Here is a 22550-nt window from a genome sequence, read left to right as displayed (position 1 = left end):
GCAACCCAACGCCACCTGATCAAGGAGCTTGACGGGACGTATGCGAAACATCTGGAAGCCGTTTCAGTCGCTGTACTTCGCCGCCCTGATGATGCTGATCGGTTCGGGCCTGCTCAGCACCTACCTGGCGCTGCGCCTGGCCGCGGATCATGTCGACAGCCTGTGGGTGGGTGCGCTGATGGCGGCCAACTACTTCGGCCTGGCCGTGGGCGGCAAAGTGGGGCACCGGCTGATCGGCCGGGTCGGGCATATCCGTGCCTATGCCACCTGTGCCGGCATCGTCGGCGCGGCGGTGCTCGGGCATGGTCTGACCAACTGGCTGCCGGCCTGGGTCGGGCTGCGCATGATCGTCGGCCTGGGCATGATGTGCCAGTACATGGTCATCGAGAGCTGGCTCAACGAGCAGGCCGACGCCAAGCATCGCGGCGCGGTGTTCAGCGGCTACATGATCGCCTCGTATCTGGGGCTGGTGCTGGGGCAACTGATCCTCGTGGTGCACCCGCAGCTGGGGCCGGAACTGCTGATGCTGGTCGCCATGTGCTTTGCCCTGTGCCTGGTGCCGGTGGCCATGACCCGGCGCATCCACCCGGCACCTTTACGCCCTGCACCGATGGAACCGAAGTTCTTCATCAAGCGGGTGCCGCAATCGCTGTCCACGGTACTTGGCTCGGGCCTGATCGTGGGGTCTTTCTACGGTCTGGCACCGTTGTATGCAGCCACCCAGGGGCTGACCACCGAGCAGGTCGGCTTGTTCATGGGGAGCTGCATCTTTGCCGGATTGGTCGTGCAGTGGCCGCTGGGCTGGCTGTCCGACCGTTATGACCGCGCGGTGCTGATCCGTGGCGCGGCCATTGGCCTGGCGCTGGCCTCGGCGCCCTTGGCGATCCTGCCAGGCGTGCCGCTGGAGCTGTTGTTCGCCATCGGTTTCGTCATTTCGCTGCTGCAATTCTGCCTGTATCCGCTGGCAGTGGCCTTCTCAAACGATCATGTGGAGAGCGAGCGAAGGGTGTCGCTCACGGCCATGCTGCTGGTCACCTATGGCGTGGGGGCCTGTATCGGGCCTCTGGCGGCCGGTGTATTGATGAAGCTGCTGGGGCCGCAGATGCTGTATGCCTTCTTCCTGTTCTTCGCCCTGGTGCTGGTCTGGCGCATCCGGCCCAAGGCGGTTACCGGGCTGCATCAGGTGCAGGATGCACCATTGGGCCACGTGGCCATGCCGGCGGCGGGTTCGCCGTTGTCGGCGGCGCTCGATCCACGGGTCGATGAGCAGACGGTGCAGGACGTGATGCAGGCGCCGGTGGCTGCAGAGGATACCGAAGAGGATGAGAAGGGGGCGACGAAGCCTGAGGTGAATCTGTAGGGGCGGCTTTAGCCGCGATCACCCGCGAAGCGGGTGCCAGATATCGCGTTGTCTGTATCGCGGCTAAAACCGCTCCTACAGAAATCTCCCACGCAAATGAAAACGCCACCCGGTGGGTGGCGTTTTTTTATTCAGCGGCCGATCAATAGTCGTCTTTGTCGAAACGACGCGCTTCACGCTGAAGCTGGTACACGAAACTCTCGATCTTGCGCTGTGCCTGGCCATTGAGGTTGTGGAAGCGCACACCGGCGAAGGTGGTATTGATGCGCTCCTCGAAATGCAGGTGGCGCAACTCGACCATGGTGTCGGTCAGGCCCAGCGGGTTGCCGGCCTTGAAGCGCTCATAGACCTGGCCCAGTTGCAGGCGGTCCTCGACGTTGCCCTCGAAACGCAGCTTGCAACCGGTGGCGGAGATGTCCAGCAGCTTGCCGCGCAAGGCACCATTGCCCTTGAGGTGGGTGCCGTCGAGGATGATGTCGACCAGTTGCGACAGCTTCAGGGCGGCGCGGAAGGCGCTGCGGCGCTGATGGTAGGTAACCTCTTCGGGCAGCGGGCCGCGGTAGCAGCGGTGACCGTCGATCTCGCTGATGGTCAGTGGTGTGTTGCATTCCCAGGCGATGCGCACACCGTCATGGAAGCCTTCGACGCGGAACGGTTCGCCGTTCTCGATGTATTTTTCGCCGTCGCGCGGGATCATCTCGTCCAGCGCCAGGGCGTTGCTGTCCCGGTCGACATGCACCACGTAGCTCTGGAACCGCTGGCTGCGCTCGTGGAAGCTGATGATCAGCGGGTCGTGGCTCTCCAGTAGCTGGCGCAGGTTGGCCGCAATCTCCAGAGGCGTGGTGAGCACCTTTGGTGGCTGGGGAGCATCGGATTCATTGAACACGGGTTATCAATCTCCAGGCAAAAACGACACACGCAAGTAACGGCATTTTGCCAGTATGTTCCGTGCCTTGATAGAACTAATCACACCTGGCCAAGCGCCTGGGGCCTGTCCATCGGCGAAGTGGCGCCACGGCTGTCGTAGAGCGACGGAGAATCGCCGCCCATGAGGATTCTGATCTGGTTGGCCGTGGCGTACTGCTGTACCTGGATGATCCGGCCATTGGTCTCGTTGATCTTCTGGCAGGCATCCATCAACTGGGTGAGCGCATCGAGCTGTTGCAGGATGATCTCGCCATTGGGCGACTGCGCGGCCACTGCCTGCACACCGGCGCGGTCGGCAGTGAGGCCGAGGCTGGCGAGCAGCTGGTTGCGCCGCAGGCCCTGCTGCTCAAGCAACACGATCAAGGACTGCTTGCGGGCCAGGATCTGTTCCAGCATCCCCATTTCCCGGCCATGCAGGGCCACCGCTTCCTTTTGTAGAAGGTCGAGCAGTTCCTGCGTGGGGGCGATGTCGTCTTCGATCAATTGCAGCAGAGTGATGTCGTGCATGGCTAACTCTTGGCTTGTTGCGTCCTTGAAGTCAGCGCGCCTGGAGGTCAGCGCTGGGCTTCGAATTCGAGCAGTTTGCTGGCGACCCGGCCGGCATCGACCTTGTAGCTGCCGTCGGCGATAGCCTGCTTCAACTCGGCCACGCGGGCGCTGTTGACTGCCGGCTGATCGCGCAGCTTGTCGCTGATCTTCTGCAACTGCTGTGCCTCTTGGCTGAGGTGTACCGCTTCTCCGCTGGCGTTGGCCTGCTTGGGCGCGGCGTTTGCAGCGCCGGCTTTGTCAGCCTGGCCGGCCGCGGCATTGCCGCGCACGCCGCCGGTGACGGACGGAGAATTATTCAAACGACTGAAGTCGATGACCATGATCAGAACCTCTGGGTATTTGGACGCATGCCTGGTTTTCGGCCAACCCGAAAGAAACTTTAGGCAGGAATGCATCACCGCCGGTCAGTTGGCTTGCGTAACCCGATTTCCGACACAGTTTAGGGGTAGTGCCTACGCACCGCCAGCTTTCTGTCGTCATCCTGTCGCCCTTTTCCCCTACATGGCCACCTCGACCTGGCCGGGGCCGGTAACCCGCGCCTTGACCACACGCTTGGAGTTCAGGTTGCGCACCCTGATCTGCGCTTGCATGCCGCCCTTGTCCAGGGCTTCGCCGGGCATGCGCACGCTGAGGCCGCCGCTGCGGGCGACGATCACCACCTGGTCGCCCTTGCTGATCACGTCGGCCTGCTCCATGTGTTGCTGGGTGAGCACCTGGTCGAGCACGGTGGGGCGCACCAGCTTCATGCCCACGGCCTGTTCCAGTTGGGTGAGGTAGCCTTGCGTCAGGGTGCCCACGTCGCGCTCGCGCAGGGCGACATCGCCCTGGTCGATCACGCTTTCACGCTTGAGCGGGCGGGTCATCACCACGACCTCGCGCAGCAGGCGTACTTGGGCCGGTACGAATACCGTCCAGGGCGCGGTGCCGTCGCAACGCACCTTGACCGTGACTCGCCCCAACGGCGTCGGGCTTTCCAGCGAAGCATCCAGCTGTTGGCTGCATAACGGCATGCGCAGGCGCGGGTCGAGGGTGTTGACCTGAATCTCGTAGCGGCCCTGGGTTTGGGTGGTCGCCAGATAATCCTCTACGGTGAATTCAAGAAACCCCTGGGTGACACCGATAAGCTGTTCAGGCAAGGTAAACGCATCCGCCAGCGTGCGAACGCCGGGTGCCACCAGGCACATCGCGGCGAGCGAGCCGGTCAGCAGGTGCGTCAGTCGTCGGAAAAATGTCGTTTTCGTGTACATGACGCTCAAAAAAGCAAAGCCCGTGCCGACTTGGTAAACAGGCAATCGTTGAAGGAGACTGGCATGGCTGGAGTGATGGATTCGGTCAACCAGCGCACGCAACTGGTGGGGCAGAATCGCCTTGAGCTGCTGTTGTTCCGCCTCAATGGCGACCAGCTCTACGGCATCAATGTGTTCAAGGTCCGGGAGGTGCTGCAGTGCCCGGAATTGACGCTGCTGCCCAGGTCCCACCCGGTGGTGCGTGGCGTGGCCAACATTCGCGGGGCGACCATCCCGATCCTGGACCTGTCGATGGCGACAGGGTTGCCGGGGCTGCAGGAAGAGACGCGCAACAGTTTCGTGATCATCACCGAGTACAACACCAAGACCCAGGGTTTCCTGGTGCACTCGGTCGAGCGCATCGTCAACATGAACTGGGAAGAGATCCATCCGCCACCCAAGGGCACCGGGCGCGATCACTACCTCACCGCGGTGACCCGGGTCGACAATCGTATGGTCGAGATCATCGATGTCGAGAAAGTGCTGGCGGAAGTGGCGCCGTCGTCCGAGTCGGTGTCGGCAGGGGTGGTGGATGCCGAGGTGCAGGACAAGGCGGTGATGTTGCGGGTACTGACCGTCGACGACTCGTCGGTGGCGCGCAAGCAGGTCAGTCGTTGCCTGCAGACCGTCGGGGTCGAGGTGGTGGCGCTCAACGACGGTCGCCAGGCCCTGGACTACCTGCGCAAGCTGGTGGACGAAGGCAAGCGTCCGGAAGACGAGTTCCTCATGATGATCTCGGATATTGAAATGCCGGAAATGGACGGCTATACCCTGACCGCTGAGATTCGTAGCGATCCGCGCATGCAAAAGCTGCACATCTGCTTGCATACTTCGTTGTCCGGGGTGTTCAACCAGGCGATGGTCAAGAAAGTCGGTGCCGATGACTTCCTGGCCAAGTTCAAGCCGGACGATCTCGCCCAGCGCGTGGTCGACCGGATCAAGGCGACCCATTGAAACGGCCGGGGCTTGTCCCCGGCGCTAGCGATTTAGAAAGAGGCGGCAGCATTGTCTACGGGTAATTTGGATTTCGAACAGTTCCGGGTATTCCTGGAGAAAGCCTGTGGCATCCTGCTGGGCGAGAATAAGCAGTACCTGGTCTCCAGCCGTCTCAACAAGCTGATGGAGCAGCAGGGCATCAAGTCCCTTGGTGAACTGGTGCAGCGCATCCAGGCACAACCACGGGGCGGCCTGCGTGAACAGGTGGTCGATGCCATGACCACCAACGAGACGTTGTGGTTCCGCGACACCTATCCGTTCGAGGTGCTCAAGAACAAGGTGATCCCTGAGTTCATCAAGAATAACCCGGGCCAGCGCCTGCGCATCTGGTCGGCAGCCTGTTCGTCGGGGCAGGAGCCTTACTCGATTTCGATGTCGATCGACGAGTTCGAGCGCACCAATCTTGGCCAATTGAAGATGGGCGCGCAGATCGTCGCCACCGACCTGTCCGGTGCCATGCTCAACAACTGCAAGACCGGCGAGTACGACAGCCTGGCCATTGCCCGTGGCTTGTCCCAGGAGCGCCTGCAGCGCTACTTCGACACCAAGGGCCCTGGGCGCTGGGCGATCAAGCCGCCGATCCGCAGCCGTGTCGAGTTCCGCTCGTACAACCTGCTTGACAGCTACGCGCCGCTGGGCAAGTTCGACATCGTGTTCTGCCGCAACGTGCTGATCTACTTCTCGGCCCAGGTCAAGAAGGACATCCTGATGCGTATCCACAGCACGCTGAAACCGGGGGGGTACCTGTTCCTGGGTGCCTCCGAGGCGCTCAACGGGTTGCCGGACCATTACCAGATGGTCCAGTGCAGCCCGGGCATCATCTACCAGGCCAAGTAAGGCTGGATGAGGCAAAAAAAGGCCGGTATCGCGAGATACCGGCCTTTTTGTTAGCGAATCGGGTGGTTCGCCTGTAGGAGCGGCTTTAGCCGCGATCACCCGCAAGGCGGGTGCCAGACACCGCGCTGCCTGCATCGCGGCTGAAGCCGCTCCTACAGAGGTTTCGTTGCATCAATGGGTTTAGAAGTCGTAGCGCACCTTGGCCGAGAACACGTCGGCATCGAAGCCTGACTTGCCGACATAGTCGTAGTTCAGGCCGACGGTGACCGCGCCCAGCTTGTAGTCGGCGCCCACGCCGGCCTCGTAGCTGTTGCGCGCGGTGCTGGCGCCGTTGGTCACGAACGGTGTGCCGCCCACCAGGAAGGTCGAGGTGTTCCGCACCTTGTCGGCGGCGAAATCGTGATAGGTCATCAGCTTGAACTGCGGTTCCAGGGTGCCGGCACCCAGGGCATAGCTACCTGCCAGGCGCACGCCGGCGCCCAGTTCGATGGCTTCGTAGCGCTGGTCTTCGATCTTCAGCGCGGCGGACGAGCCTTTCTCCTTGTAGCCATCGATGTCGACGCGGTTGTAGCGCGCGGCCAGGCGCGGCTCGACCAGCCATTGCGAGCTGGCCTGCCAGATGTAGCCGGCGGTCAGGTTCAGGCCCAGTTGCTTGCTGTCGTAGTCGGACTTGGCGCGGGTACCGGCGATGTCGCGCTTGCCTTCGTTGTCGTTGAAGCCGTAGGTGAGGTTGCCATCGACGAAGTAGTTGCCCAGCTCATAGCCGCCGTACAGGGTGAAGGCGTGGCCCTCGACCTCGGTCTTGCTGCCGCTGCGGCCGTTGACGTCGGTGTCGATGAAGCTGTACGCCACGCCCAGGGTCAGTTGGTCGTCGAGCTTGCCGTCGGCGCCGACGGCGATGCCGCGGCTGTAGGCGTTGTAGCCGGCGATGCCGTCCCGGCGTTGCTGGGTGGCGTCGCTGTACAGGGTTTGTACCCACACGCCGGTGTCCTTGAGGGTGTCGCCGGAGGCGACGCCGCGCAGGCCGCTGGTGCGGTTGAGGGTGATGTTGGTGATCAGGCGCTGGCTGGCACTGGCGGCCTGGCGGGCGCCGTCGCTGACATCGGGTGCCAGTTGCTCGGCCAGTCGGGTCAGCTGCGCTTCATCGGCCTGCGAGGCGATTCGCAGCAGTGGATCGTCCTTGCCCAGGAACGCCAGCAGGCCGGAACCGGCCAGCCCGTTCAGGGCATGTTGGGCGTTGCTGTCGCCGCCTTGCTCCTGGACCATCTGGTCGATGGCCTGTTCCGACTTGGTGTTGACCTCGACATAGACCTTGTTGTCTTCCAGGGTGCTGGTGCGCACGTTCAGCAGCGCCGATGTGCTGATCACCTTGGGTTTTCCGTTGGGGTCGACGGCCTGGCCGCTGGCGTCGAGCACCTGCACCTGGCCCGCTTCGAGCAGCAGGTAGCGCCCGCCCGCAGGCAGGTAGTCCTCGTCATCGGGTGTCAGCGCGATCCGCGCATCCTGGCCGAACTCGGCAATGCCGCTGACCTTGAGTACGGGCGTGGCCGGGTTGGTCTCGTCACCAAGCTCCATGCCCAGCGAAGAGTGGTCGGCAACTCGCAGGTTGCCGACCAGGTTGGTGTGCAGGCTGCTCAGGCTGAAGGTGATTGGTGGCTCGTCGGCGCTGCCGATCTCGAGCCAGCCGCCATTGCGCAAGCGGATGTTGCCTTGGTCGGGATAGTTCGCGCCAAACCTGGCATTACCTTCGACTTCGATGTTGGCCAGGCCATTGAGGTCGCCCAGGATGTCGCTGCCCTCGCGCATGATCAGCTCCACCGGGCGGTTGCTGGTGGTGGCGTCGACAGCCACCTTGGACCAGATCTTGCCGCTGTTGAAGATGTTCAGGTCGCCGTTGGCCTTGTACTGCGGCTGCAGGCCCGGGCCGTCGTAGGCGACGTTGCCGACCTTGATTGCGATGTTGCCGGCGGTGATCTGCCCGGTGTTGACCACATGGCTGCCAATGCTGCCGACCAAGGTGGTGCCGTCGAGATTGATGCCGATCGAATCCTGCGCCCCGATGTAGAGCAGGCCGTTGTTGGTTACCCCGGCCAGGACGCTGCCGGTGGTGGCGTCGATGGCGATTGCGCTGGGGCCGACGACGTGGATTTCACCATGGTTGATGACTCGGCCTTCGAGGCTTGCACCGGCCAGGTTGATGCCGCGCGATTGCGTGCCGTTGCTGGCGATGCGTGCACCGTTGGCATTGATCAGATCGCCGTTGATGACCGTGCGGCCGCCATTGCGAGAGGCCAGGTCGATGCCGAACTTTGGTGCGTCTGCAAGCGCATACGACAATTCGCTTCCCGCCTGAAGCAGCCCTTCGTTGACCAGATCGCCGTCGAGCGTGGTCGCGCTGATCTTCAGGGCGGAGCCTCCCGCGCTAGTGGTCTTCACGACGCCGCGGTTATAGAAATAGCCAGCCAGTTCGCTGTCGGCAATGCGGATGCCGTCGACCCTGGTCGTCAAACTGTAGGTGTTGCCCTTGGTGGCGTTGATCGCGCTGTCGAAAACCAGGTCGCCCATCACCTTGGCATTGGCCAGGTCGATGGCGGTGCGGCTGATGTCGCTGAAGCTCCCGGTGAACTTGAGGTCGTCGCCGTAAGTCTGGTGCTGGCTGTTGTAGCCGGCGTCCGTCAGGGTGATGGTCTGTGGCGCGGGTACAGCCAGGGCTGGCAGTGGGCTGGCACTGATGGTCAGGGCCAGCAGGGTCTTGCGGAAGGTGGGCGCGGGCACGTTTCGTTCCTTGGAAATCGTCTTGAAGAGCGGCGCGCATCCAGGCGTGGCGTGAGACCTTGTGTTGCTCACGGGGAGGTGCTTTCAGCACGCCTCTGCGCGGGGAGCGCATGCTATCCCAGGTAGTGGCACATTGACACTTTTGTTTGACGTCAAATTTTTGGTTTGCCGCTTTTGCCGCCTGCTATTTGCCGCTTGCACGCCGCGAGGCGGAAGCACTTTGCCGCTTTTCTGGCAGCCTGGGAGGGTGGCGGTGGGCGAGAAGCCAGCATTCATGAGGGGTTTGCTGGTTGGCACAACCCTTGCTAAAGCTTTGCCAACGCAACTCTGGTCAACCTTCGAAGGTTTCCCCGACATGAGCATCAGCTTCGACAACGCGCTCGGCATCCACGAAAAGGCATTGGGCTTCCGCGCCCAGCGTGCCGAGGTGCTGGCCAACAACATCGCCAACGCCGACACGCCCAACTACAAGGCGCGTGACATGGACTTCTCGTCGGTGCTCGCCGCCGAGGCGGACAAGCAGCAGAAGGGGCGCATCGCCCTCGACCGTACCAACAGCCGTCACATCGAGGCCGAAGGTCTGGCGATGGCTGACGACACGCTGCAGTACCGTACGCCGATGCAGCCGTCGATCGACCAGAACACCGTGGACGCCCAGATGGAGCAGTCGAACTACGCCGAGAACGCCGTCGGCTTCCAGGCCAGCTTCACCCTGCTCAACAGTAAATTCAAAGGGCTGGTCGCAGCCCTGCGCGGAGAGTGACCATGTCCCTTGCCAGTGTCTTCAATATCGCCGGTAGCGGCATGAGCGCGCAGAACACGCGCCTGAACACCGTTGCCTCGAACATCGCCAACGCCGAGACCGTCTCGTCGAGCATCGACCAGACCTACCGTGCCCGGCACCCGGTATTCGCCACCACCTTCCAGCAGGCCCAGGGCGGCGTCGGCCAGTCGCTGTTCGAGGACCAGGGTGAGGCGGGGCAGGGCGTGCAGGTCAAGGGCATCATCGAGGACCAGAGCAACCTCGAGGCGCGCTACGAGCCGAACCACCCGGCGGCGAACAAGGATGGTTACGTCTACTACCCCAATGTCAACGTGGTCGAGGAGATGGCCGACATGATCTCCGCAAGCCGTGCGTTCCAGACCAACGCCGAGCTGATGAACACCGCCAAGACCATGATGCAGAAAGTGCTGACCCTGGGTCAGTGATAAGGATACCGGACCATGGCAGTCGATAGCGCAACTGGCGTGAACCTCAATGATGTCCTGAAGAACTCGGGCGTCAGCGACGGCACGACCAAGAAGCCCACCACCGAGAAGACCGACAAGAACGCCCTGGGCAAGGATGCGTTCCTGCAGTTGTTGGTCACCCAGATGAAGCACCAGAACCCGCTGGATCCGCAGGATAACGGCGAGTTCGTGGCCCAGCTGGCGCAGTTCAGCAGCCTGGAGGGGATCCAGACCCTCAACAGCTCGGTCAACTCGATCATCACCGGCATGGGCTCGTCCCAGGCGCTGCAGGCCTCGTCCCTGGTCGGGCGTTCGGTGATCGTGCAGAACGAGAAGGCCATGGTCGACACCACCAAGAGCTTCACCGGCCAGGTGGTCGTGCCGCAGAACATCACCGAGGGCAAGGTCACCATCAAGGACAAGGATGGCAACGTGGTCAAGACCATCCAGTTGGGCGAGCAGAAGAAGGGCAACGCCGACTTCATCTGGGACGGCACCAACGACAAGGGCGAGAAGCTCAGCCCGGGCAACTACACCTTCACCGCCACCACCATGGTCGATGGCAAGGCGGCGACCATGTACACGCTGCTGCCGGCCACGGTGAACAGCGTCAGCTTCCAGAACGGCGGCGAGATGATGCTCAACCTTGCCGGTATCGGCAAGCTGGGTATCTCCAAAGTACAAACCATCGGAATCTAAGGCCGCTAGAACGGCAGAAGGAGCGAACACATGTCTTTCAATATCGGCCTTAGCGGTCTTTACGCAGCCAACAAGCAACTGGACGTCACCGGCAACAACATCGCCAACGTCAACACCAACGGCTTCAAGTCGTCGCGTGCCGAGTTCGCCGACGTCTACGCCGGCGCCAACCGCCTGGGCGTGGGCAAGAACCAGGTCGGCAACGGCGTGCGCCTGGCCAACGTGTCGCAGCAGTTCGGCCAGGGTGACGTGAACAACACCGGCAACGTGCTGGACATGGGTATCCAGGGCCAGGGCTTCTTCGTCCTGTCCGACAACGGCTCGCTCAGCTACACCCGTGCCGGTGCGTTCCAGACCAACAAGGACAACTTTGTCGTCACCTCCGACGGCATGCGCCTGCAGGGCTATGCCGCCGATGCCAACGGCAAGATCCAGAAGGGCGTGCTGACCGACCTGAAGATCGACACCTCGGCGCTGGCCCCCAAGGCCACCACCCTCGTCGACCAGGGCATCAACCTGAACTCGTCGGCCCTCGATATTCCGCTGCAGGTTCTGGACAACAGCACGCCGCCAGTAATGGTGCCGAACAAGCCGTTCGACCCGACTGACCAGAGCACCTATACCAAGTCGTTCCCGACCAAGGTGTACGACAGCCAGGGTAACGAGCATGTCATGGAGCAGTTCTACCGCAAGACCGGTACCAACCAGTGGACCGTGTACTCGCTGGTCGATGGCCGCAACCCGTTCACCCCAGGTGCCGCTGCGCCTGCCGGCACCACGCCGCTGACCGGTACCATCACCTTCAACCCTGATGGCAGCGTGCAGTCGATGGCGACGGCCACCACTGGCGTGCCAACCACGCCGGTCGGCCAGTTCGAGTGGAGTGTCACCAACAACATCTTCACCATGAAAGGCTGGGTGCCTGCCGCCAAGGATTCCGCCGGCAACTGGGCGTCGAATGGCGCAGTCGGCAACGCCGATGGCATGCGTCTGTCGATGAACAGCACCACCTCCTACAACACCGAGACCGCGCGTATGTCGCAGTCCCAGGACGGCTACGCCACCGGTATCCTGTCGAACCTGTCGATCGACTCCACCGGCGTGATGTTCGCCAGCTTCAGCAACCAGCAGTCCCGCGCCATCGGCCAGGTCGCCATCGCCAGCTTCGCCAACCCGCAGGGCCTGCAGCAGATCGGTGGCACTCGTTGGAAAGAGTCGTTCGCCTCGGGCATCCCAGGCATCGATGCACCAAAGACCGGCACCCTGGGTAGCGTCGAGTCCAACTCGCTGGAAGCCTCCAACGTCAACCTGACCCAGGAACTGGTCGAGCTGATCAAGGCGCAGAGCAACTACCAGGCCAACGCCAAGACCATCTCCACCGAAAGCACCATCATGCAGACCATCATCCAGATGACCTGATGGTCGCTGGCCGATCGCCGCACTACGCGTAACCACACGAACCCCTTTCTCGCGAAGGGGTTCGTCGTCTTCGAGGGTTGGCTCATGAAAACACTGATCGTTGCCGTTGCCGCGGCGTTCTGCCTGCTCCAGGCCCAGGCCGCCATGGCGCCCTGGTGGCGTTGGGAAAGCCAGGCCGATGGGCGCCTGGTCTGCTCGCAATGGTCGCCGGGCGATGGTTGGAAACGCTTTGCCGGGCCCTTCAACAATGCCGCCTGCCGGGAGCTTTGACGCAAGGCAAAAAATGATGGCTTGAAGCCATCGATTGCGGCATTTCCTTCGGGTATGATCCGCGATATCCCCACTCGTTTGCGTGCCTCGCAACGCTTCTCTTCCAAGGATCGGAATACTTGAAAAGCAGTAAGGATGCTGGCGCACGCGTGCTGCCGGAGCGGCTGTCCGTGGCCCTGAAAAAGGGTTTGATCGGTGCGGCCCTGTTCTCGGGTGTGATCAACCTGCTGGCGTTGGTCGGCCCCCTGTTCATGCTCGAAGTCTACGACCGGGTCATCCCCAGCCGCAGCCTGCCCACACTGGTGGCGCTGGGGTTGCTGGTGCTGGGTATATACCTGGTGTTCGCGCTGGTTGACATCATCCGTGCCCGGGTCATGTCGCGGGTCGCGGCGGCGCTCGACAGTGCATTGTCCATGCGCGTGTTCCGTGCCATCGCCGGGGCGCCGCTGAAGATCGTCATGCGCCATGACCCGCTCAAACCCGCCCATGAGTTGGAGCAGATCCGCGCTTTCATCGCAGGCCCAGGCCTCATGGCATTCTTCGACTTGCCCTGGATGCCGGTGTACCTGGCGGTCAGCTTCTATATCCATCCCTCCCTGGGGTTGCTGGCGTTGGGCATGATCGTGCTGATGGTGCTGCTGACCTGGCTTACCGATCGCGGTACCCGCCAGGACATGCGTGATGCTGCCGAGCTTGCGAGCCAGCGCAATCGTTTGGGCCAGCAGGCTCACGGCGGCGCTGAAGTGCTCGCCGCGATGGGCATGACCGGGCGCGCCGCCGAGCGCTGGCAGGGCTTGCAGGCGCACTACGCCACCTTGCAGCGGCGCAGCGCTGATGTGAGTGGTTTCTACGGTGGTATCACCAAGGCCTTGCGCCAGTTGGTGCAGTCGGCGTCGCTGGGCGTGGGGGCCTGGTTGGTGATCCAGGGCAACCTCAGTGGTGGTGCCATCGTGGCCGCCTCGATCATCGTCGCCCGCACGCTCGCGCCGGCCGAGCAGATCATCGGTACCTGGCGCAGCCTGGTGTCGGCGCGGCTGGCCTGGCAACAGCTGCAGGAGGTGTTGGCGATCTTCCCCGAGCCCACTGCAAAGACCGCGCTGCCGATGGCAAGGCATCAGTTGCAGGTGGATGGCTTGTGCGTCGCGCCGCCAGGTGGGCAACGCCTGGTATTGAACAATGTCAACTTCACGCTGGCTGCGGGCAGTGCAATGGCGGTGGTCGGGCCAAGCGCCTCGGGCAAGTCGTCATTGGCGCGCGCCCTGGTCGGTGCATGGCCGGCGGCGCGTGGCCAGGTCTGCCTGGACGGTGCGGCGCTGACCTTGTGGCCGGATGCGACGCGAGCGGCGCAGACCGGTTACCTGCCGCAGAGCGTCGACCTGTTCGAGGCGACCGTGGCGCAGAACATCGCGCGCCTCGACCCTGATGCCGACGCTGCGGCCATTGTCTCGGCGGCGCGCCAGGCGGGTGTGCACGAGCTGATCCTGCAACTGCCGCAAGGCTACGACACGCCGATCGGTGCCGGTGGCACAAACCTGTCTGCCGGGCAGCGTCAGCGTGTCGGCCTGGCCCGCGCGTTGTACGGCGACCCCTTCCTGGTGGTGCTCGACGAACCCAACGCCAACCTCGACGCCGAGGGCGAACGGGCGTTGGCCCGGGCGATCCAGGGTGTCAAGGCGCGGGGCGGCGTGGTCATCGCCATCGCCCATCGCTCGGGGTTGTTGTCGGTGATGGACCAAGTGCTGGTGCTGGAGCAGGGCGCCCAGGCTGCGTTTGGCCCGCGTGATGCGGTGCTGGCGCGGCCGGTGGCCGTGAAGGGAGGGGCGCAGGCATGAAGACGGTCGATAACGAAAAGCAGCTATTGGGGTCGTTGCGCAATCACCTCTGGGTGGGGGCCGCAGTGGTGGTGGTGCTGCTGGGTGGCTCTCTGGCTTGGTCGGCGGTCACCGAGCTGGCCGGTGCGGTCATCGCGCCGGGCACGGTCGCCGTGCAGGACAGCGTGAAGAAAGTGCAGCATCCCAATGGTGGCGTGGTTGCGCAGTTGCTGGTTAGCGAAGGTCAGGCGGTGCAGGCGGGCGAGGTGCTGGTGCGCCTGGATGCCACCGTGCAGGAGGCCAGCCATGCCATCGTTGCCAAGGCGCTGGACCAAGCCTTGGCGCGCCAGGCCCGCCTGGAGTCCGAGCGGGATGGCAAGAGCCAGGTCGACCTGCCCGGGCGCCTGTTGGCACGCCAGGCCGATGAGCAAGTCCAGGCGGTCATCGCCAGCGAGCGGCAACTGTTTGCCGATCGCCGGCAGTCCCGCGAGGGCCAGAAGTCGCAACTGCGCGAACGCATCGAGCAGCTCAAACAGACCATCGGCGGCCACGATCTGCAGCAGCGTACCAAAGCCGAGGAAATTCGCCTGATCGACGAGGAGTACCAGGCGGTCAAGACGCTGCAGAAGAAAGGCCTGATGACTCTTGACCGTGTCAATGCCTTGGCGCGCGGCATCGCCCGCCTGCAGGGCGAGCGGGGTCAACTGATCGCCTCCATTGCCGAAGCCCGTGCACGCATTGCCGAGACCCAGCTGGAATTGCTGCAGGTCGATCAACGCTTCCGCGAGCAGGTCTCCGAAGAGCTGCGTGACCTCATGGCCCGGCAAGGGGAGTGGGTGGAGCGCGAGGTCGCCGCCGCCGACCAGCTCAAGCGCGTCGACGTGCTGGCGCCCAGCGCCGGGCGGGTCCAGCAACTGGCCGTGCATACCGTGGGTGGCGTGATCTCGCCGGCCGAAACTCTGATGCAGATCGTGCCGATTGATGACGAGCTGCTGGTCGAGGCGCGGGTCAGCCCGCAGGACATCGACCAGGTCATGCTCGGCCAGGACGCCTTGTTACGCTTCAGCGCCTTCAATCGCGCCACCACCCCCGAAGTCATGGGGCGGGTGGTGCGGCTTTCCGCCGACCTGGTGAGCGACCCGCAGACCGGGCTCGGCTACTACCGCGCCGGTATTCATATCGACCAGGCCGAGCAGCGCAAGCTCGACGGCCTCACGCTGGTGCCGGGCATGCCGGTGGAGTCGATGATCCAGACGGGTCGTCGCACCGTGCTGTCCTATCTGCTCAAGCCAGTAGGCGACCACGCGCAACGGGCATTCAGGGAAGGGTGAGCGCCATCGAAGGATTGGCGTTTTCAGGCAAGGACTGTTCAACCATTGGCAAGGAATGAGTAGACATGGCTGTTATTCAGGGAACGGAAGGTGCCGACAATCTAGTTGGCACCGCGGCGGATGATCAGATCTACGGCCGGGGAGGGGACGATGTCCTCAACGGTGGTGATGGAAACGATATCCTCTTTGGTGGCATTGGAGCAGATCGGCTCATTGGCGGTGCGGGCACCGACACCGGCCTCGTACGAGGACAGCAACTCCGGTGGCGTCACGCTGAATTTCAAGACCGGCGTGCACACCGGCCTGGCGGCGGGCGACACCTTCCAGAGCATCGAGATCTTCCGTGGCTCCAACTACGACGACACCTTCGTCAGTGATGCCACGGCGCACACCTTCGTCGGCGCCAATGGTACCGACACGCTGGACTACTCGGGTTCGGCCCAGGGTATCAACCTGACCTTGGATGCCGCGGGTGCTGGTACCGGCGCCGGTGGCGACGCCGAAGGCGACAAGTTCTCGATGGTCGAGCGTTTCATCGGCACGTCTTTCAACGACACCTTCACCTCGGCGAACAACGGCTTCATCTTCGAAGGCGGTGCGGGCAATGACGTGTATGTGGTCAACAATCCCAGCGTGCGAGTCGTCGAGCAGGTGGGCGGTGGTGACGACGAGGTGCGCACCTCGCTGGGCAGCTACTCCCTGGGTGTGAACGTCGAGCGCCTGACCTACACCGGCACCGGTACATTCGCCGGCTACGGTAACTCGGGCGACAACATCATCACTGGCGGCAACGGCAACGACACCCTGTTCGGTGGCCTTGGTGCCGACCAGTTGATCGGCGGTGCAGGCATCGACTCGGCCTCGTACGAGGACAGCAGCTCCGGTGGCGTCACGCTGAACTTCAAGACCGGCGTGCACACCGGCCTGGCGGCGGGCGACACCTTCCAGAGCATCGAGATCTTCCGTGGTTCCAACTACGACGACACCTTCGTCAGCGATGCCACGGCGCACACCTTCGTCGGCGCCAATGGTACCGACACGCTGGACTACTCGGGTTCGGCCCAGGGTATCAACCTGACCTTGGATGCCGCGGGTGCTGGTACCGGCGCCGGTGGCGACGCCGAAGGCGACAAGTTCTCGATGATCGAGCGTTTCATCGGCACGTCTTTCAACGACACCTTCACCTCGGCGAACAACGGCTTCATCTTCGAAGGCGGTGCGGGCAATGACGTGTATGTGGTCAACAATCCCTCCGTGCGAGTCGTCGAGCAGGTGGGCGGTGGTGACGACGAGGTGCGCACCTCGCTGGGCAGCTACTCCCTGGGTGTGAACGTCGAGCGCCTGACCTACACCGGCACCGGTACATTCGCCGGCTACGGTAACTCGGGCGACAACATCATCACTGGCGGCAATGGCAACGACACCCTGTTCGGTGGCCTTGGTGCCGACCAGTTGATCGGCGGTGCAGGCATCGACTCGGCCTCGTACGAGGACAGCAGCTCCGGTGGCGTCACGCTGAATTTCAAGACCGGCGTGCACACCGGCCTGGCGGCGGGCGACACCTTCCAGAGCATCGAGATCTTCCGTGGCTCCAACTACGACGACACCTTCGTCAGCGATGCCACGGCGCACACCTTCGTCGGCGCCAATGGTACCGACACGCTGGACTACTCGGGTTCGGCCCAGGGTATCAACCTGACCTTGGATGCTGTGGGTGCCGGTACCGGCGCCGGTGGCGACGCCGAAGGCGACAAGTTCTCGATGATCGAGCGTTTCATCGGCACGTCTTTCAACGACACCTTCACCTCGGCGAACAACGGCTTCATCTTCGAAGGCGGTGCGGGCAATGACGTGTATGTGGTCAACAATCCCTCCGTGCGAGTCGTCGAGCAGGTGGGCGGTGGTGACGACGAGGTGCGCACCTCGCTGGGCAGCTACTCCCTGGGTGTGAACGTCGAGCGCCTGACCTACACCGGCACCGGTACATTCGCCGGCTACGGTAACTCGGGCGACAACATCATCACTGGCGGCAATGGCAACGACACCCTGTTCGGTGGCCTTGGTGCCGACCAGTTGATCGGCGGTGCAGGCATCGACTCGGCCTCGTACGAGGACAGCAGCTCCGGTGGCGTCACGCTGAACTTCAAGACCGGCGTACACACTGGCCTGGCCGCAGGTGACACTTACGACAGCATCGAGATCTTCCGTGGTTCCAACTACGACGATACCTTCGTCAGCGATGCCACGGCGCACACCTTCGTCGGCGCCAATGGTACCGACACGCTGGACTACTCGGGTTCGGCCCAGGCGATCAGCCTGACCTTGGATGCTGTGGGTGCCGGCACCGGCGCTGGTGGCGACGCCGAAGGCGACAAGTTCTCGATGATCGAGCGTTTCATCGGCACGTCTTTCAACGACACCTTCACCTCGGCGAACAACGGCTTCATCTTCGAAGGCGGTGCGGGCAATGACGTGTATGTGGTCAACAATCCCTCCGTGCGAGTCGTCGAGCAGGTGGGCGGTGGTGACGACGAGGTGCGCACCTCGCTGGGCAGCTACTCCCTGGGTGTGAACGTCGAGCGCCTGACCTACACCGGCACCGGTACATTCGCCGGCTACGGTAACTCGGGCGACAACATCATCACTGGCGGCAATGGCAACGACACCCTGTTCGGTGGCCTTGGTGCCGACCAGTTGATCGGCGGTGCAGGCATCGACTCGGCCTCGTACGAGGACAGCAGCTCCGGTGGCGTCACGCTGAATTTCAAGACCGGCGTGCACACCGGCCTGGCGGCGGGCGACACCTTCCAGAGCATCGAGATCTTCCGTGGCTCCAACTACGACGACACCTTCGTCAGCGATGCCACGGCGCACACCTTCGTCGGCGCCAATGGTACCGACACGCTGGACTACTCGGGTTCGGCCCAGGGTATCAACCTGACCTTGGATGCTGTGGGTGCCGGTACCGGCGCCGGTGGCGACGCCGAAGGCGACAAGTTCTCGATGATCGAGCGTTTCATCGGCACGTCTTTCAACGACACCTTCACCTCGGCGAACAACGGCTTCATCTTCGAAGGCGGTGCGGGCAATGACGTGTATGTGGTCAACAATCCCTCCGTGCGAGTCGTCGAGCAGGTGGGCGGTGGTGACGACGAGGTGCGCACCTCGCTGGGCAGCTACTCCCTGGGTGTGAACGTCGAGCGCCTGACCTACACCGGCACCGGTACATTCGCCGGCTACGGTAACTCGGGCGACAACATCATCACTGGCGGCAATGGCAACGACACCCTGTTCGGTGGCCTTGGTGCCGACCAGTTGATCGGCGGTGCAGGCATCGACTCGGCCTCGTACGAGGACAGCAGCTCCGGTGGCGTCACGCTGAACTTCAAGACCGGCGTACACACTGGCCTGGCCGCAGGTGACACTTACGACAGCATCGAGATCTTCCGTGGTTCCAACTACGACGATACCTTCGTCAGCGATGCCACGGCGCACACCTTCGTCGGCGCCAATGGTACCGACACGCTGGACTACTCGGGTTCGGCCCAGGCGATCAGCCTGACCTTGGATGCTGTGGGTGCCGGCACCGGCGCTGGTGGCGACGCCGAAGGCGACAAGTTCTCGATGATCGAGCGTTTCATCGGCACGTCTTTCAACGACACCTTCACCTCGGCGAACAACGGCTTCATCTTCGAAGGCGGTGCGGGCAATGACGTGTATGTGGTCAACAATCCCTCCGTGCGAGTTGTCGAGCAGGTGGGTGGTGGTGACGACGAGGTGCGCACCTCGCTGGGCAGCTACTCCCTCGCGGCGAACGTCGAGCGCCTGACCTACACCGGCACCGGTACATTCGCCGGCTACGGTAACTCGGGCGACAACATCATCACTGGCGGCAATGGCAACGACACCCTGTTCGGTGGCTTCGGTGCCGACCAGTTGATCGGTGGCGCGGGTATCGACTCGGCCTCGTACGAGGACAGCAGCTCCGGTGGCGTCACGCTGAACTTCAAGACCGGCGTACACACTGGCCTGGCCGCAGGTGACACTTACGACAGCATCGAGATCTTCCGTGGTTCCAACTACGACGATACCTTCGTCAGCGATGCCACGGCGCACACCTTCGTCGGCGCCAATGGTACCGACACGCTGGACTACTCGGGTTCGGCCCAGGCGATCAGCCTGACCTTGGATGCTGTGGGTGCCGGCACCGGCGCTGGTGGCGACGCCGAAGGCGACAAGTTCTCGATGATCGAGCGTTTCATCGGCACGTCTTTCAACGACACCTTCACCTCGGCGAACAACGGCTTCATCTTCGAAGGCGGTGCGGGCAATGACGTGTATGTGGTCAACAATCCCTCTGTGCGAGTTGTCGAGCAGGTGGGTGGTGGTGACGACGAGGTGCGCACCTCGCTGGGCAGCTACTCCCTCGCGGCGAACGTCGAGCGCCTGACCTACACCGGCACCGGTACATTCGCCGGCTACGGTAACTCGGGCGACAACATCATCACTGGCGGCAATGGCAACGACACCCTGTTCGGTGGCTTCGGTGCCGACCAGTTGATCGGTGGCGCGGGCATCGACTCGGCCTCGTACGAGGACAGCAGCTCCGGTGGCGTCACGCTGAACTTCAAGACCGGCGTACACACTGGCCTGGCCGCAGGTGACACTTACGACAGCATCGAGATCTTCCGTGGTTCCAACTACGACGACACCTTCGTCAGCGATGCCACGGCGCACACCTTCGTCGGCGCCAATGGTACCGACACGCTGGACTACTCGGGTTCGGCCCAGGCGATCAGCCTGACCTTGGATGCTGTGGGTGCCGGCACCGGCGCTGGTGGCGACGCCGAAGGCGACAAGTTCTCGATGATCGAGCGTTTCATCGGCACGTCTTTCAACGACACCTTCACCTCGGCGAACAACGGCTTCATCTTCGAAGGCGGTGCGGGCAATGACGTGTATGTGGTCAACAATCCCTCCGTGCGAGTTGTCGAGCAGGTGGGTGGTGGTGACGACGAGGTGCGCACCTCGCTGGGCAGCTACTCCCTCGCGGCGAACGTCGAGCGCCTGACCTACACCGGCACCGGTACATTCGCCGGCTACGGTAACTCGGGCGACAACATCATCACTGGCGGCAATGGCAACGACACCCTGTTCGGTGGCTTCGGTGCCGACCAGTTGATCGGTGGCGCGGGCATCGACTCGGCCTCGTACGAGGACAGCAGCTCCGGTGGCGTCACGCTGAACTTCAAGACCGGCGTACACACTGGCCTGGCCGCAGGTGACACTTACGACAGCATCGAGATCTTCCGTGGTTCCAACTACGACGACACCTTCGTCAGCGATGCCACGGCGCACACCTTCGTCGGCGCCAATGGTACCGACACGCTGGACTACTCGGGTTCGGCCCAGGCGATCAGCCTGACCTTGGATGCTGTGGGTGCCGGCACCGGCGCTGGTGGCGACGCCGAAGGCGACAAGTTCTCGATGATCGAGCGTTTCATCGGCACGTCTTTCAGCGACACCTTCACCTCGGCGAACAACGGCTTCATCTTCGAAGGCGGTGCGGGCAATGACGTGTATGTGGTCAACAATCCCTCCGTGCGAGTTGTCGAGCAGGTGGGTGGTGGTGACGACGAGGTGCGCACCTCGCTGGGCAGCTACTCCCTCGCGGCGAACGTCGAGCGCCTGACCTATACCGGCACCGGTGCATTCGCCGGCTACGGTAACTCGGGCGACAACATCATCACTGGCGGCAACGGCAACGACACCCTGTTCGGTGGCCTTGGTGCCGACCAGTTGATCGGTGGCGCGGCATCGATACCGCCTCCTACATGGACAGTAACGCTGGCGTATCGTTGAACTTCAAGACTGGTCAGCACGGCGGTTATGCCGAGGGAGACACCTTCGTCGGCATTGAAAGGTTCATGGGTTCCAATGGCGCGGATAGTTTTGTCGGCGGCGCTGGTGCGGACTATTTCGACGGTGCTGGTGGTACTGACCTGGTGAGCTTCGCCAGCGAGAGCGAGGCAATCGTGCTCGACCTGACCAAGCCTCTGACGGGGGCGGCGGCAGGTGACACCTACCTCAACATCGAGGCCTACGAAGGCACTGCGTTCAACGACACGTTCATCGGTACCGCAGCCAACGAGAACTTCATCGGTGGCGCAGGTGCCGATGTGATCAATGGCGGTGCCGGCAAGGATGCGGCGTGGTACGTCAATAGTGCTGCCGGTGTGTCGATCGACCTGGCGGCGGGCACTGCCCATGGCGGCGACGCCGAAGGCGACGTGCTGTCTGGTATCGAGGGGTTGGCAGGTTCCGCCTTTGATGACGTCCTCAATGGTGACGCCAATTCGAACACGCTCTTTGGTGCCGAGGGCAATGACGTCATCAATGGAGGGGCTGGCAACGACTTCCTGTATGGCGACGGTATCTACTATGACTTTGGCGTGCTGACTCGCAAGGAAAACATGCAAGTCGCCCAGGCCGACATCATTAATGGTGGCGATGGTGATGACACCATCTATGGTGGCGGCAGCAATGATGTCGGTGCCGTGCTTCATGGTGATGCCGGCAACGACTTCATTCAGACCGCTCGCGGCAAGGCTTATGGCGATGAGGGCAGTGACCGTCTGGTCGGCAATGGCAACGGCTATGAGTTGTATGGTGGTGCCGGTGCCGACCGTATGGACATGATGTCGTCGGGCTTTGCCGATGGTGGCGAGGGCAGCGATGTCTACAACGTCAATTCGCGGACGCCGGTGTACATCCAGGACACCGGTAGCAGCGGTATCGATGTCGTGATGTTGAAGAACATCGAGACCTTCAATGATGTCGTGGTGAAGAACGATGGCGTCAGTGTCTACATCTTCTCGAAGGCAAACTGGGATGCTGGCAACCTCGATTCCGGGGTGGTGCTGAGTAACTGGTATGCCGGAGGGAACACGATCGAATCGTTCCAGACCAACAATGGAGATAGCTTCACCATTTCTTGAGTGAGTTCGCCTGGCAGGCTGGGGCGGCGAGCCCTTGCCGCTGTCAGGCAGCGGAGCGCCGA

The 22550-nt window shown here is 62.8% G+C and carries 18 protein-coding genes; 13 read left to right on the top strand and 5 right to left on the bottom strand.

The window, feature by feature from the left end; all coding sequences use genetic code 11:
- Positions 1–40 precede the first annotated feature (40 nt).
- On the top strand, positions 41–1360 hold the full coding sequence (locus IM733_RS11500) for an MFS transporter (protein WP_248920940.1): 1320 nt from the start codon (positions 41–43) through the stop codon (positions 1358–1360).
- Positions 1361–1502: 142 nt separating this feature from the next.
- Here the strand turns inward: IM733_RS11500 and IM733_RS11495 are convergent, their stop codons facing one another.
- From IM733_RS11495 to flgA, 4 genes are all read right to left on the bottom strand, one after another.
- Positions 1503–2246: a flagellar brake protein gene (locus tag IM733_RS11495; protein ID WP_248920939.1), complete on the bottom strand. Its 744-nt coding sequence runs from the start codon at positions 2244–2246 to the stop codon at positions 1503–1505.
- Positions 2247–2326: 80 nt separating this feature from the next.
- On the bottom strand, positions 2327–2794 hold the full coding sequence (locus IM733_RS11490) for a flagella synthesis protein FlgN (protein WP_248920938.1): 468 nt from the start codon (positions 2792–2794) through the stop codon (positions 2327–2329).
- Positions 2795–2841: 47 nt separating this feature from the next.
- A complete protein-coding gene (gene flgM / locus IM733_RS11485; RefSeq protein WP_248920937.1) occupies positions 2842–3156 on the bottom strand; it encodes a flagellar biosynthesis anti-sigma factor FlgM in 315 nt (104 codons plus the stop codon).
- A gap of 177 nt (positions 3157–3333) precedes the next feature.
- Entirely contained in the window at positions 3334–4083 is a 750-nt protein-coding gene (flgA, locus tag IM733_RS11480; protein ID WP_248920936.1) for a flagellar basal body P-ring formation chaperone FlgA, read from the bottom strand.
- Between the two features lie 63 nt (positions 4084–4146).
- Here flgA and IM733_RS11475 point away from each other — a divergent pair, with 63 nt between their 5' ends.
- Entirely contained in the window at positions 4147–5076 is a 930-nt protein-coding gene (locus tag IM733_RS11475) for a chemotaxis protein CheV (protein ID WP_248920935.1), read from the top strand.
- 51 nt (positions 5077–5127) lie between these two features.
- Positions 5128–5955 (top strand): protein-glutamate O-methyltransferase CheR, encoded by an 828-nt coding sequence (gene cheR / locus IM733_RS11470; protein ID WP_011534936.1) that lies wholly within the window; start codon positions 5128–5130, stop codon positions 5953–5955.
- A gap of 180 nt (positions 5956–6135) precedes the next feature.
- Here cheR and IM733_RS11465 read toward each other — a convergent pair whose 3' ends face one another.
- Positions 6136–8730 (bottom strand): autotransporter outer membrane beta-barrel domain-containing protein, encoded by a 2595-nt coding sequence (locus IM733_RS11465; protein ID WP_248920934.1) that lies wholly within the window; start codon positions 8728–8730, stop codon positions 6136–6138.
- 355 nt (positions 8731–9085) lie between these two features.
- Between IM733_RS11465 and flgB the strand changes: the two genes are divergently transcribed.
- From flgB to IM733_RS11415, 10 genes are all read left to right on the top strand, one after another.
- The gene (flgB, locus tag IM733_RS11460; protein WP_248920933.1) at positions 9086–9493 is read left to right on the top strand and encodes a flagellar basal body rod protein FlgB; all 408 of its coding nucleotides are present in this window, start codon (positions 9086–9088) and stop codon (positions 9491–9493) included.
- Between the two features lie 2 nt (positions 9494–9495).
- The gene (gene flgC / locus IM733_RS11455) at positions 9496–9939 is read left to right on the top strand and encodes a flagellar basal body rod protein FlgC (protein ID WP_248920932.1); all 444 of its coding nucleotides are present in this window, start codon (positions 9496–9498) and stop codon (positions 9937–9939) included.
- A 15-nt stretch (positions 9940–9954) separates the two neighbouring features.
- Positions 9955–10659 carry a flagellar hook assembly protein FlgD gene (flgD, locus tag IM733_RS11450; protein ID WP_248920931.1) on the top strand — a complete coding sequence of 235 codons (705 nt, stop codon included), beginning with the start codon at positions 9955–9957 and terminating at the stop codon, positions 10657–10659.
- A 30-nt stretch (positions 10660–10689) separates the two neighbouring features.
- The gene (flgE, locus tag IM733_RS11445) at positions 10690–12078 is read left to right on the top strand and encodes a flagellar hook protein FlgE (protein ID WP_248920930.1); all 1389 of its coding nucleotides are present in this window, start codon (positions 10690–10692) and stop codon (positions 12076–12078) included.
- An 84-nt stretch (positions 12079–12162) separates the two neighbouring features.
- Positions 12163–12348, top strand: a complete 186-nt coding sequence (locus IM733_RS11440; protein ID WP_248920929.1) for a hypothetical protein — start codon at positions 12163–12165, stop codon at positions 12346–12348.
- Positions 12349–12467: 119 nt separating this feature from the next.
- Complete coding sequence (locus tag IM733_RS11435) at positions 12468–14180, top strand: type I secretion system permease/ATPase (RefSeq protein ID WP_248920928.1); 1713 nt, start codon at positions 12468–12470, stop codon at positions 14178–14180.
- Positions 14177–15490: an HlyD family type I secretion periplasmic adaptor subunit gene (locus tag IM733_RS11430; protein ID WP_248920927.1), complete on the top strand. Its 1314-nt coding sequence runs from the start codon at positions 14177–14179 to the stop codon at positions 15488–15490. The genes IM733_RS11435 and IM733_RS11430 overlap by 4 nt, the downstream gene beginning before the upstream one ends.
- 65 nt (positions 15491–15555) lie before the next feature.
- Positions 15556–15867, top strand: a complete 312-nt coding sequence (locus IM733_RS25545; RefSeq protein ID WP_283107529.1) for a hypothetical protein — start codon at positions 15556–15558, stop codon at positions 15865–15867.
- A 142-nt stretch (positions 15868–16009) separates the two neighbouring features.
- Positions 16010–21352 (top strand): beta strand repeat-containing protein, encoded by a 5343-nt coding sequence (locus IM733_RS11420; protein ID WP_349292559.1) that lies wholly within the window; start codon positions 16010–16012, stop codon positions 21350–21352.
- Positions 21349–22488, top strand: a complete 1140-nt coding sequence (locus IM733_RS11415; RefSeq protein WP_248920925.1) for a calcium-binding protein — start codon at positions 21349–21351, stop codon at positions 22486–22488. The genes IM733_RS11420 and IM733_RS11415 overlap by 4 nt, the downstream gene beginning before the upstream one ends.
- Positions 22489–22550: the final 62 nt, after the last annotated feature.

This window comes from Pseudomonas entomophila, assembly GCF_023277925.1.
In the GTDB taxonomy this organism is placed as follows: domain Bacteria; phylum Pseudomonadota; class Gammaproteobacteria; order Pseudomonadales; family Pseudomonadaceae; genus Aquipseudomonas; species Aquipseudomonas entomophila_D.
The sequence above is the reverse complement of the archived record's forward strand: the minus strand, read 5'-3'. Positions and strand labels throughout refer to the sequence as shown.